We start from the raw sequence: 11,505 nt of genomic DNA, 5'->3' as shown, positions 1-11,505 counted from the left end.
CGGGGCCCGCCCGGCCCGGCGGCGTCCACCCGTGGGCGGACCCGGCCCCCGCCGGCGGGGCTCAGGACGCGTCGGGGTCGTCCTGGGGGTGGACGAGGCCCGCGCGGTAGGCGAGGACGACCGCCTGCACCCGGTCGCGGCTGCCGGTCTTGTCCAGCACGCGCCCGACGTGCGTCTTCACCGTGGAGTGCCCGACGACGAGCCGCTCGGCGATCTCGGTGTTCGACAGCCCGTGCGCCATGAGCACGAGCACCTCGCGCTCGCGCGCCGTCAGGGCGTCGAGCTCCGGCGCCGACCCGCGGGTCCCGCCGGTGCCCCCCGCCGCGGCCGGGGCGGGACCCTCGCCCGCGCGCAGCAGCGGGGCGACGTGGTCGAGCAGGCGCCGGGTCGCGCTCGCGGCGACCACGGACTCCCCGGAGCGCACGGTGCGCACCGCCGCGAGCAGCTCCTCCGGCTCGGCGTCCTTCAGCAGGAAACCGCTCGCGCCGGCCGCGACGGCCGACAGCACGTAGTCGTCGAGGTCGAACGTCGTGAGGACGAGCACCTTGGTGGCGGGACGGACGGCGAGCAGCTCCCGCGTCGCGGCCACACCGTCGAGGACGGGCATCCGCACGTCCATGAGCACGACGTCGACGGGGGTGCGGGCGAGCGCCGCCACGGCCGCGCGGCCGTCACCCGCCTCCACGAGGACCCGCAGGTCCGGCTGGGAGTCCACGAGCATCCGGAAGCCGGCGCGCACGAGCGGCTGGTCGTCGACGATCGCGACGGTCGTCACGTCGCTCACCGGCGCACCCCCGGTCGGTCCGGGTCCGCCGTGCCGCTCGTCCCGCTCGTGACGTCCGTGCCGCTCGTGCCGCCCGTGCCGCCCGTGCCGGGCGGGAGCGGGAGGCTCGCCCGCACGACCCAGCCGCCGCCCGCGCGCGGCCCCGCGACGAGCTCCCCGCCGAGCGCCCGCACCCGCTCCCGCATGCCGACGACGCCGAGGCCGGTGCCGTCGGCGACGGGCGCCGCGGAGCCGAGGCCGTCGTCGACGACGTGCACCTCGACACCCTCGCCCACCTCGACCCGCACCTCCACGCCCGTGCCGGGTCCGGCGTGCTTGAGGGCGTTCGTCAGCGACTCCTGCACCACCCGGTACACCGTGAGACCGGTCGCGGCGGGCACCGCGGCGGTGTCCCCGAGCAGCGTGAGGCGCACGTCGGCCCCGGAGGCGCGCACCCGGTCGACGAGGACCGGCACGTCGCCCGCGCCGGGCAGCGGGTCGGTCCGGGCGCCGTCGGTGTCGCGGAGCGCCCCGAGCGCCGCGCGCAGGTCCGCCAGCGCCGCCCGACCGGTGACCGACACGGTGCGCAGCGCCTCCACCGCCGCGGTGGGGTCGGTGCGGGCGGCGTAGCGGCCCCCGTCGGCCTGGGCGACGACGACGGTGAGCGAGTGCGCGATGACGTCGTGCAGGTCGCGCGCGATGCGCCGGCGCTCGTCGGCCGCGGCGACGGCGGCCGCGGAGTCCCGCTCCACCTCCAGCCGGCGCGCCCGCTCCACGGCGGCCTCGTCGCGGACCCGGACGATGCGGCGCAGGTAGCCCGCGAGCGCGGCCCCCAGCACGGCCGTGGCGGCCGTGAGGCCGAGCCCGCTCTGCACGAGCACCCCGAGGAGGGCGCAGCCGAGCAGGGCCACGGCGAGGTACACCTGCCACGTGCGGTCGCGGCGGGCGTGGGCGGTGACGGTGAAGACCGCCGACAGGGTCGCGAAGACGTTCGCCGGCAGGACGCCCGTCTCGTCGACGAGACCGCTCAGCAGCTGCCCGACCTGCAGCACGGCGAGCCCGCCCGCGACGACGCCGGGCGCGACGCGCCGCCACGCCAGCGGCACGAGCAGGACGACGCTCAGCACCGTCTGCGCGAGGAGCGCGGGGCCGTAGCCGCCGCTGACCCCGAGCGCGACCAGCCACAACAGCGACGGCACGAGCAGCACGACGACCCACAGCGAGTCGACGAGCACCACGTGCTCGCGCCACCAGCGACCGAGCCGGCCCGGCCGGCCCACCGGCGTCCCGCCGGGGTCCTCGGGCACGGGCACGGGCCACAGCGTAGGCCGAGGGACCGCTGCCTCCGCGCGGCCGCTCCTCGCGCGCGGTCGGCGCGGGCGCCGCATGATGACCCCGTGGTGGGCACGGTCGGGCGCGACGCACGTGGGACGAGGCTCCCGACCCCGCCGCGGGCCGCGGCCGAGGACCCCGGCGCCGCCGCGGCGTGGGTGGCGGCCCACCTCGGCGACCTCACCCTGGAGGGTCCCGACGGCGTCCGCGCGAGCACCGCGTTCCGGGGTGGCCAGCCCGCGGCCGACGCCGCCCTCGCCGGTCTGGACGTCACCGGTTATGCGGCGCGGCGCAACGAGGTGTGGCCGCCCGAGCGGCGCGGCGCGAGCCGGATGAGCCCGTACGTCCGCCACGGCCTGCTCGACCTCCGCTCGTTGTGGGACCGGGTCGCCGACGCCCCGGCCCGGGACCGGCAGAGGTACCGCGACGAGCTGCTGTGGCAGGAGTACGCCCGCCACCTGCACGCGCGCACGGGCCGCGCGCTCGCCCGCCCGCTGCGTCACGAGCCGGCCACGGGCACCGGCTGGTCCGGCGAGGCGTGGCCGGAGCGCATGGCGTGCATGGCCACGACGACCGGCGAGCTGCACCGCGACGGCTGGCTGGTGAACCAGACGCGGATGTGGCTGGCCTCGCAGTGGACCGTGCGCGCCGGTCGCGACTGGCGCGACGGCGAGGACGAGTTCTTCCGGCACCTGCTCGACGGCTCCCGCGCCGCGAACCGGCTCGGCTGGCAGTGGACGGTCGGGACGGGCACGGGACGGCCGTACGGCTTCAGCCGCTGGCAGGTGGAGAAGCGCGCGCCGCAGCTCTGCGCGTCGTGCCCGCTGCGCCGGGCGTGCCCCGTCGAGCAGTGGCCGGACGCGCCGACCCCGCCGCGGACCGTCGAGCCGCCGGGCCTCGCGCGCGGCGACGAGGGGGCCGCCCTGCACGGGCCGGCCGCCGTCGAGCACCGCGGCCCGCCCCGCGCGGTGTGGCTGACGTTCGAGTCGCTCGGTGAGAGCGACCCCGCCCTCGACGCGCACCCCGACCTGCCCGTCGTCGTCGTGTTCGACGCCCCGCTCCTCGCGCGGCTGCGGCTGTCCGGCAAGCGGCTGGTCTTCCTCACCGAGACCGTCGCGCACCTCGCCACGGGGCACGACGTCACCGTGCACCGGGGCCGCCCGGGCGAGGTGCTGCGGGGGGCCGCGGTCGCCGTCACGCACGCACCCGTGCCCGGCTTCGCCCGCCGCGCGGCGGCCGTCGAGCCCGCGGAGACCCACCCGTGGCCGTGGCTCGTGCGCCCCGGCAGCGGGACGGTCCGCTCGTTCACGTCCTGGCGGAAGCGGGCGCGCGTCTAGGTCGGCGTCCCAGGTCCCGGTCGCGCCGCGGTCCGTGCGGGGCCGCTGTCTACCCTCGCCCCATGTCCAGCGCGAGCCAGCCGCAGCCGACCCGGACGCTCGACCTCGCCGTGATCGCCGGCGACGGCATCGGCCCCGAGGTCGTCGGCGCGGGGCTGGACGTGCTGCGCGCCGCGGTCGCGGCCGACGGCGTCGACGTCCGCACGACCGACTACGACCTCGGCGCCGCCCGCTGGCACCGCACGGGCGAGACCCTCACCGACGCCGACCTCGAGGCCGTCCGGCAGCACGAGGCGATCCTCCTCGGCGCGGTCGGGGACCCCGGCGTGCCCAGCGGGGTGCTGGAGCGCGGCCTGCTGCTGCGGCTGCGCTTCGCGCTCGACCACTACGTCAACCTGCGCCCGTCGGTGCTGCTGCCGGGCGCGACGAGCCCGCTGTCGGCCGCTGTGCTCGACCGCGGCCCCGTCGACTTCGTCGTCGTGCGCGAGGGTACCGAGGGGCCCTACGTCGGCAACGGCGGCGCGCTGCGCGTCGGGACCCCCGCGGAGATCGCGACCGAGGTCAGCGTCAACACGGCGTTCGGTGTCGAGCGTGTCGTGCGCGACGCGTTCGCGCGGGCGGCCGCCCGGCCGCGGAAGAAGCTCACGCTCGTGCACAAGCACAACGTGCTCGTCCACGCCGGGCACCTGTGGCGCCGGACCGTCGAGGCCCTCAACGCCGAGCACCCCGACGTCACGGTCGACTACCTCCACGTCGACGCCGCGACGATCTTCCTCACGACCGACCCGCAGCGCTTCGACGTCGTCGTCACCGACAACCTCTTCGGCGACATCCTCACCGACCTCGCCGCCGCCGTCACCGGCGGCATCGGCCTGGCGGCGAGCGGCAACGTCAACCCCGACCGCACGGCCCCGAGCATGTTCGAGCCGGTCCACGGCTCGGCCCCCGACATCGCCGGGCAGGGGGTCGCCGACCCCACCGCGACGTTCCTGTCGGTCGCGCTGCTGCTGGAGCACGTCGGGCTCGCCGCGGCGGCCGGGCGCGTGCACACCGCGGTCGTCGAGGCCCTCGGCGCCCGGGAGCCGTCCGCCGCGCGGCCGGGCACCGCGCAGGTGACCGCCGACGTCCTCGCCCGCCTCGGCGCGTGAGGGGCTGCCCTAGGCTGGCCGGACGCCGGCGAGGGCGCCGGGCGGACAGGCTGGGAGGCGCACGATGACGCAGACGGACACGCAGACGGGCACCCCGCAGGCGATGGAGCGGGCGCTCGACGAGGCCCCCGCGCTGGAGTTCGTCGTGGACCCGGACGTCGTCCGCCGCAGCGACGACGAGCGCACCCAGATCCTCGGGGCGCCGGGGTTCGGCAAGCACTTCACCGACCACATGGTCACCGCGACGTGGACCCCCGACGGCGGCTGGCACGACGCGCGCGTCCGGGCCTTCGGCCCCATCACGCTGTCCCCGGCCGCGGCGGTCCTGCACTACGCGCAGGAGGTGTTCGAGGGCCTCAAGGCGTACCGGCACGAGGACGGGTCGGTGTGGTCGTTCCGCCCCGAGGCGAATGCGGCCCGCTTCGCCCGCTCGGCGCGGCGGCTCGCGCTGCCGGAGCTGCCCGAGGCCGCGTTCCTCGCGAGCCTCGAGGCGCTCGTCGGCGCCGACGCCGACTGGGTGCCGACCGGCGGCGAGGCGAGCCTGTACCTGCGGCCCTTCATGTTCGCCAGCGAGTCGTTCCTCGGGGTGCGCCCGGCCCACGAGGTGACGTACTGCCTCATCGCCTCGCCCGCCGGGTCGTACTTCGCGGGCGGCGTGACCCCGGTCAGCATCTGGCTCACCACCGACTACACGCGCGCCGCCCCGGGCGGGACCGGCGAGGCCAAGTGCGGCGGCAACTACGCCGCGAGCCTCGCCGCGCAGCAGGAGGCCATCGGCCACGGCTGCGACCAGGTGTGCTTCCTCGACGCGACCGAGCACCGCTGGGTCGAGGAGCTGGGCGGCATGAACCTGTACTTCGTGCACGCGGACGGCACGCTCGTCACGCCGTCCCTGACCGGCACCATCCTCGAGGGCGTCACCCGCTCGTCCATCCTCACCCTGGCCGGGGAGCTCGGGCACCGGGTCGAGGAGCGGCGCGTGTCGGTCGACGAGTGGCGCGACGGCGTCGCGGGCGGCGAGATCACCGAGGTGTTCGCGTGCGGCACGGCCGCGGTCGTCACGCCGCTCGGGCGCCTCGCGTGGGACGGCGGCGAGGTCGTCATGGGCACCGAGCCGGGCCCGGTCACCACGCAGGTCCGCGAGCGGCTGCTCGGCATCCAGTACGGCCGCGAGGCGGACACCCACGGCTGGCTGCGCCGGCTGGCATGACGTGGTGACGGTGGTGGCGTGAGCGGGGTGCAGGTCTACGACACGACGCTGCGCGACGGGGCCCAGCAGGAGGGGCTGTCGCTGTCGGTCGCGGACAAGCTCGCGATCGCCGTGCACCTCGACGACCTCGGCGTCGGCGTCATCGAGGGCGGCTGGCCCGGCGCGATCCCCAAGGACACGGAGTTCTTCGCCCGCGCCGCGGACGAGCTGACGCTGCGGCACGCGCGCCTGGCCGCCTTCGGCGCGACCCGCCGGGCCGGCGGGCGGGCGGCGAGCGACGCGCAGGTGCGGGCGCTGCTGGACTCCCGGGCGCCCGTCGTCACCCTCGTCGCCAAGAGCCACACCGGCCACGTCGAGCGCGCCCTGCGCACGACCCTCGCGGAGAACCTCGAGATGGTGCGCGACAGCGTCGCGTTCCTCGTGGGCGAGGGCCGCGAGGTCGTGCTCGACGCCGAGCACTTCTTCGACGGCTTCCTGCTCGACCGCGACTACGCCCTGGCGGTGCTGCGGACCGCGGTGGAGGCGGGCGCCTCGACCGTCGCGCTGTGCGACACCAACGGCGGCCACCTGCCCGGCGTCGTCGCCGACGTCGTCGCCGACGTGGCCGTCGCGGTCGGCGCGCCGATGGGCATCCACTGCCACAACGACACCGGCTGCGCGGTCGCCAACACCCTCGCGGCGGTCGACGCGGGCGCCGTGCAGGTGCAGGGCACGCTCAACGGCTACGGCGAGCGGACCGGCAACGCGGACCTCGTGACGGTCGTGGCGAACCTCGAGCTCAAGCGGGGCACGCCCGTGCTGCGCGAGGGCGGCCTCGCCGAGGCGAGCCGGATCGCGCACGCCGTCAGCGAGATCACCAACGTGCCGCCGTACTCGCGGCAGCCGTACGTCGGTGCCAGCGCCTTCACGCACAAGGCCGGGCTGCACGCGAGCGCGATCCGCGTCGACCCCGACCTGTACCAGCACATCGACCCGCGGACCGTCGGCAACGACATGCGGATGCTCGTCTCGGAGATGGCGGGGCGCTCGAGCATCGAGCTCAAGGGCCGCGAGCTGGGCCTCGACCTCTCGGAGCCGGCGCTGCTGACGGCCGTCGCCGACGCCGTCAAGGCGCGCGAGGCCGAGGGGTACACCTTCGAGGCGGCCGACGCCTCCTTCGAGCTCCTCGTGCGACGCACCGCGTGCGAGCAGGGCCGCGGCGAGGGCGTGCCCGACTACTTCCACGTCGACTCCTGGCGCGTCACCACCGAGATGCGCCCCGGCGGCACGCACGGGGGCGCGCTGTCGGAGGCGACGGTCCGGCTGGTGCTCAAGGGCGAGCGCTGCATCGCGGTCGGGGAGGGCAACGGCCCCGTCAACGCGCTCGACGCCGCGCTGCGCAGCGCACTCACCCCCACCTACCCCGAGCTCGAGCACCTCGACCTCGTCGACTTCCGCGTCCGCATCCTCGACGCGTCCCACGGCACGGACGCCGTGACCCGGGTGCTGCTGGAGACCGCCGACGACGCCTCGACGTGGACGACGGTCGGCGTCGGGCCGAACGTCGTCGAGGCCTCGTGGGAGGCGCTCGTCGACGGGCTCGCGCACGGCCTGCTGCGCCGCGGCGTGCCGTCGCGGGCGTGAGCGGGCGCGCGTGAGCGGGCGCGCGTGAGTTCGCGAGCCTTCCTCGCCGGTTCCCGGGCGGCGCTGCGCCTGGTCGCGAGCGAGCGGGTCGCCGCGCGCTGGGACGAGGCGTCGGTGCTCGCGGGCATGAGCGTCGGGGAGCTCGCCGCGCACCTCGCCCGCGCCGTCCTGCAGGTGCAGGCGTACCGCGGCGCGCCGGTGCCGGCCGGGGTGGCCCCCCTCGACGCCGCCGGGTACTACGCCGGGCTCGAGGGCGCGGCCGAGCCCTCGTCGGCGCTCAACACGGGCGTGCGGGAGCGGGCCGCGGCCACCGCCGCCGACGGCCACGACGCGCTCGTCGCGTCGCTGCGCGCCGCGGTCGACGACCTCGCCGCCGCACTGCCGGACGCCGCCGCGGACGAGGTGCTCGCGGTCGGCCACCGCCGCGACCAGGTGCTGGGCGTCGGGGAGTACCTGCGCACCCGCTGCGTCGAGCTCGCGGTGCACCTGGAGGACCTCGCCCTGTCGCTCGGCTGCGAGCCCGGCGCCCCGCCGTCGACCGTGGCCGTGGCGGTCGAGGTGCTGCAGGAGGCCGCCCGGCGCCGCCACGGCGACGCGGCCGTGCTGCGGGCCCTCGCCCGGCGCGAGCGGGACGCGCTCGACGCCGCCCGGGTGCTGTAGGCGCTCCGTGACGACGCCGGTCCACCGCCGGCGCTCGGCGGGCCTGTCGCGGGCCTCCGGTGGGACTCTCGCGCGACCGCCGCAAGCCCTGCAGTCAGGATCCCGGACGGCAGGGCCGGTATGGGGCGGAGCGGACGGTTCCCGGGTCCGGATGACGGTCGCTAGGGCGGTGAGGGTCCGGTCGGGCGATCCTCCGGTCCGGATTCCGGACGTCAAGGCCGTGGCGGGGTCGGTCAGGACGGTCCTCGGTCCGGTTTCCGGACGGTACGAACGCTCAGGGCCGGAACGGGTGTCCTCGGGTCCGGATTCCGGACGACGGGGTCTGGAGCCGTCAGGGGCGACCCATTCCGTCGACGCGGGCGCGAGGCTGCAACCTAGGCGCCCGCGGCGCCCGCCTGCGCCGCCCACGCCCGCACCCGCTCGACGCTCTCGGCCTCCGACAGGTCCTCCACCCGGGTCATCACCGACCAGCGGACGCCGAACGGGTCGCGCAGGCTCGCGAAGTGGTCGCCCGACACGAACGTCGACGGCGGCTCCCGGACCACGGCGCCCGCGGCCTCGGCCCGGGCCACGACGGCGTCGACGTCCTCGCAGTACAGCCCGAGGGAGTAGCAGTCGTCGTCCCCGGCGGGGGCGGGCACGAGGTGATAGTCGGGGTTCGGCTCGCCGAGCTGCAGGCGGCCGTGGCCGAGGTCGAGCTCGGCGTGGACGACGACCCCGCCCATCTCGGTGACGTCGACGACGCGCGCGCCGAAGACGTCGACGTAGAAGTCGACGGCCTCCCGGGCGGGCGCGACGACGAGGAACGGGGTGAGGCTCGTGCTGCCGTGCGGGACACCACGGGTGGTGTGCGCCCCGTCGGCCGCTCGGACGGGGGACCCGGTCTGCTCGCTCATGACGCCGACGCTAGGCAGCCGGCGCCGGGCACGGCTTGGACCTGCGCGACACGGTCGGCCTCCGGTCCTAGCGTGCGTCCCGTGGTCGCTCCCCGCGGCATCCTGTACCCGGCCCGTCTGCCCGAGCTGCACCGGCTCGCGCCCGAGGGCGCCGACGCCGCGCTCGTCCGCTGGTACTGGGTGCCCGAGTGGCGCCTCGCGCCGGGCCGCACCTCCCGGCAGCACGTCCTGTCGCACCCGTCGTGCAACCTCGTCGTCGAGCCGGGCGGCGTCGGTCTCGCCGGCCCGACGACCCGGGCCTCCCACCGCGACCTCACGGGGACCGGGTGGGCGGTCGGGGCCCTGCTCCGGCCCGCGGCGGTGCCGGCGCTGTCTCCCGACCCGTCGGCGGACCGGGACGCCTACCGGCCGGTGGCCGCACCCGACCTGCACGCGGGCGTGGTCGCCTGCATGACGGGCGACCGGCCGCCCGAGCGGCGCCGGGAGGCGGCGTGCGCGCTGCTGGCGGCGTGGCTGCGGGAGCGGGTGGGCCCGGTCGACGAGGACGGCCGGCGCGCCAACGCGATGCTCGACCTCGCGGAGGGCGACGGCACCGTCGTCACGCCCGAGGACCTCGCCCGCCGCCTCGCCGTCTCCACGCGCACGCTGGAGCGGCTCGCCCGCACGCACGTCGGGCTCCCACCGGCCGCGCTGCTGCGGCGCCGGCGGCTGCAGGAGGCGGCCGAGCGCGTCCGCCTCGACCCGCACGTGCCGCTCGCCGACCTCGCGGCCGAGCTCGGCTACGCCGACCACGCCCACCTCACGCGCGACTTCACGCGCGTGCTCGGCCTCACCCCGAGCGGCTACCGCCGCGAGGCGCAGGCCCCGTAGCCGGGGACGTCGCTAGCCTCCCGGGATGCAGCACGAGGAGCACCTCGTCCACCTGCGCCGCGAGCTCGAGGCGCTGCTGGCGGCAGCGGCGACCGCGGGCCCGTCGGCGGCGGTGCCGACCTGCGCGGACTGGACGGTCGCGGACCTGCTCGACCACCTCGGGGAGGGCTACCGGCGCGCCGCGGCGAGCGTCGGCGCCGCCTCCGAGCCCGACGTCCCGCCCCCCGCCGACGGACCGCGCGAGGCGCACGAGCACCTGCAGGCCGTCCTGGGCGCCGCCGGTGCGACGGCGCCCGCGTGGACGTGGGACGGGACGGACGCGACCGCCGGCTTCTGGTCCCGGCGCATGGCGCACGAGACGGCCGTGCACCGCGTCGACGTCGAGCTCGCCGCCGGGCTCGAGCCGGAGCCCGACGACGCGCTCGCCGCCGACGGCGTCGACGAGCTGCTCCGCGTCTTCGCGGCCGGTGACTGGTCGGACCTGCCGCAGCCGGGTCCGCCCGCCACCGTGGTGCTGCGCGTGCCGGGCGGGCGCGCGTGGACCGTCCGCGCCGAGCCCACCTCGCTCGCGGTCGTCGACGGTGCCGCGGGACCCCACGACGAGCACGGCCCGGCCGACGCGACGGTGCGCGCACGGGCGGGCGCGCTCCTGCTGTGGCTGTGGGGGCGCCCCCACGGCGACCTCGACGTCTCCGGCGACGCCGCGGCGGCGCACGCGCTCGCCGAGCGGCTCCGGGCCGTCACGACCTGAGGCCGGCCTCCCGCCCGAGCAGGGTGCCGCACACCCCCACGAGCCGGTCGCGCAGGACCGCCGCCCGGGCCGTCAGCTCCCGCTGCCGCGCGACGTACTCCGCCTTGCCCTCGGCGGTCTCCACGCGCACCGGGGCGTGGCCGTAGGAGGTGAGGTCGTACGGCGAGGCCTGCATGTCGAGCAGCCGGATCTCCCCGGCCAGCGCGAAGCAGTCCAGCGCGAGCCCACCCGGGACCGCCGGACCGAGCTTGGCCGCCCACTTGTGGCAGTCCATCGCCGCGTGCAGGCAGCCGGGCTGGTCGAGCTCCACCTGCCGCTCCCGCGTCGGCTGCAGCCGGTTGAGGCCGCGGGCGGGCGCGGTGAAGAAGCGGAACGCGTCGAAGTGGCTGCACCGCACCGGGTGGGACTCCACGACCGCGTCGGTGCCGGCCTGGCCCAGGCGCAGCGGCAGCGGGTGCCGCAGTGCCTCGCCGGCGTCCTGCCGGTACACCATCGCCCACTCGTGCAGGCCGAGGCAGCCGGTGAAGGCCGGCCGCGAGGCGGTCGCCCGCAGCAGCCGGTGCACGAAGCGGACGGTGTCCCCGCGTGCGGAGAGGAACCCGTCGGCGTCGAGCCGCACGACGCCGTCGCCGTCGGTCGTGTACCAGCGCCACGCCGCGTGCGGGGCGGGGCCGTCGTCGCCGGGGGCCAGGGCCGTGCCGGCACCCGGGTGCCAGCGGCGCAGCTGCGCCGGCCGGGTCGGGTAGTACGTCCACAGGAAGTCCTCGACGGCGTGGGCCTCGCCGCGGGCCCGGCGCGCCCGGTGCCCGGCGCTCAGCGCGTCGGCGCGCGCGGCGTGCGCGTCGGCGAGCGCCGTCCACGTCGCCGGGTCGAGCACCGTCCCCTCCCGCACGGGCACCAGGGTAGGCAGGGCCG

Annotated in this window: 11 protein-coding genes; 7 read left to right on the top strand and 4 right to left on the bottom strand. The window is 77.3% G+C overall.

Annotated features, from left to right (window positions below):
- Nucleotides 1-61 precede the first annotated feature (61 nt).
- Together WAA21_RS11925 and WAA21_RS11920 are read right to left on the bottom strand one after the other, a co-directional pair.
- On the bottom strand, nt 62-721 hold the full coding sequence (locus WAA21_RS11925) for a response regulator (protein WP_442893277.1): 660 nt from the start codon (nt 719-721) through the stop codon (nt 62-64).
- Nucleotides 722-780: 59 nt separating this feature from the next.
- Complete coding sequence (locus WAA21_RS11920; protein ID WP_336923029.1) at nt 781-2,076, bottom strand: sensor histidine kinase; 1,296 nt, start codon at nt 2,074-2,076, stop codon at nt 781-783.
- Between the two features lie 84 nt (nt 2,077-2,160).
- Between WAA21_RS11920 and WAA21_RS11915 the strand changes: the two genes are divergently transcribed.
- From WAA21_RS11915 to WAA21_RS11895, 5 genes are all read left to right on the top strand, one after another.
- The gene (locus tag WAA21_RS11915) at nt 2,161-3,432 is read left to right on the top strand and encodes an FAD-binding domain-containing protein (RefSeq protein ID WP_336923028.1); all 1,272 of its coding nucleotides are present in this window, start codon (nt 2,161-2,163) and stop codon (nt 3,430-3,432) included.
- A gap of 62 nt (nt 3,433-3,494) precedes the next feature.
- Nucleotides 3,495-4,580, top strand: coding sequence for a 3-isopropylmalate dehydrogenase (locus WAA21_RS11910; protein WP_336923027.1), 1,086 nt, complete (start codon nt 3,495-3,497; stop codon nt 4,578-4,580).
- A gap of 103 nt (nt 4,581-4,683) precedes the next feature.
- Complete coding sequence (locus tag WAA21_RS11905) at nt 4,684-5,790, top strand: branched-chain amino acid aminotransferase (RefSeq protein ID WP_336923075.1); 1,107 nt, start codon at nt 4,684-4,686, stop codon at nt 5,788-5,790.
- Between the two features lie 18 nt (nt 5,791-5,808).
- Entirely contained in the window at nt 5,809-7,413 is a 1,605-nt protein-coding gene (gene cimA, locus WAA21_RS11900; RefSeq protein WP_336923026.1) for a citramalate synthase, read from the top strand.
- 24 nt (nt 7,414-7,437) lie between these two features.
- On the top strand, nt 7,438-8,073 hold the full coding sequence (locus WAA21_RS11895) for a maleylpyruvate isomerase N-terminal domain-containing protein (RefSeq protein WP_336923025.1): 636 nt from the start codon (nt 7,438-7,440) through the stop codon (nt 8,071-8,073).
- Between the two features lie 374 nt (nt 8,074-8,447).
- Here the strand turns inward: WAA21_RS11895 and WAA21_RS11890 are convergent, their stop codons facing one another.
- A complete protein-coding gene (locus WAA21_RS11890) occupies nt 8,448-8,969 on the bottom strand; it encodes a VOC family protein (protein ID WP_336923024.1) in 522 nt (173 codons plus the stop codon).
- Between the two features lie 81 nt (nt 8,970-9,050).
- On the opposite strand from WAA21_RS11890, the gene WAA21_RS11885 reads away from it, so the two are divergent.
- Together WAA21_RS11885 and WAA21_RS11880 are read left to right on the top strand one after the other, a co-directional pair.
- A complete protein-coding gene (locus tag WAA21_RS11885) occupies nt 9,051-9,839 on the top strand; it encodes an AraC family transcriptional regulator (protein ID WP_336923023.1) in 789 nt (262 codons plus the stop codon).
- Nucleotides 9,840-9,864: 25 nt separating this feature from the next.
- A complete protein-coding gene (locus tag WAA21_RS11880) occupies nt 9,865-10,590 on the top strand; it encodes a maleylpyruvate isomerase family mycothiol-dependent enzyme (RefSeq protein ID WP_336923022.1) in 726 nt (241 codons plus the stop codon).
- Here the strand turns inward: WAA21_RS11880 and WAA21_RS11875 are convergent.
- Nucleotides 10,580-11,488, bottom strand: coding sequence for a 3-methyladenine DNA glycosylase (locus WAA21_RS11875; RefSeq protein WP_442893274.1), 909 nt, complete (start codon nt 11,486-11,488; stop codon nt 10,580-10,582). The two genes, WAA21_RS11880 and WAA21_RS11875, sit on opposite strands and share 11 nt — an antisense overlap.
- Nucleotides 11,489-11,505: the final 17 nt, after the last annotated feature.

The organism is Aquipuribacter sp. SD81, assembly GCF_037153975.1.
GTDB lineage: Bacteria > Actinomycetota > Actinomycetes > Actinomycetales > JBBAYJ01 > Aquipuribacter.
The sequence above is the reverse complement of the archived record's forward strand: the minus strand, read 5'-3'. Positions and strand labels throughout refer to the sequence as shown.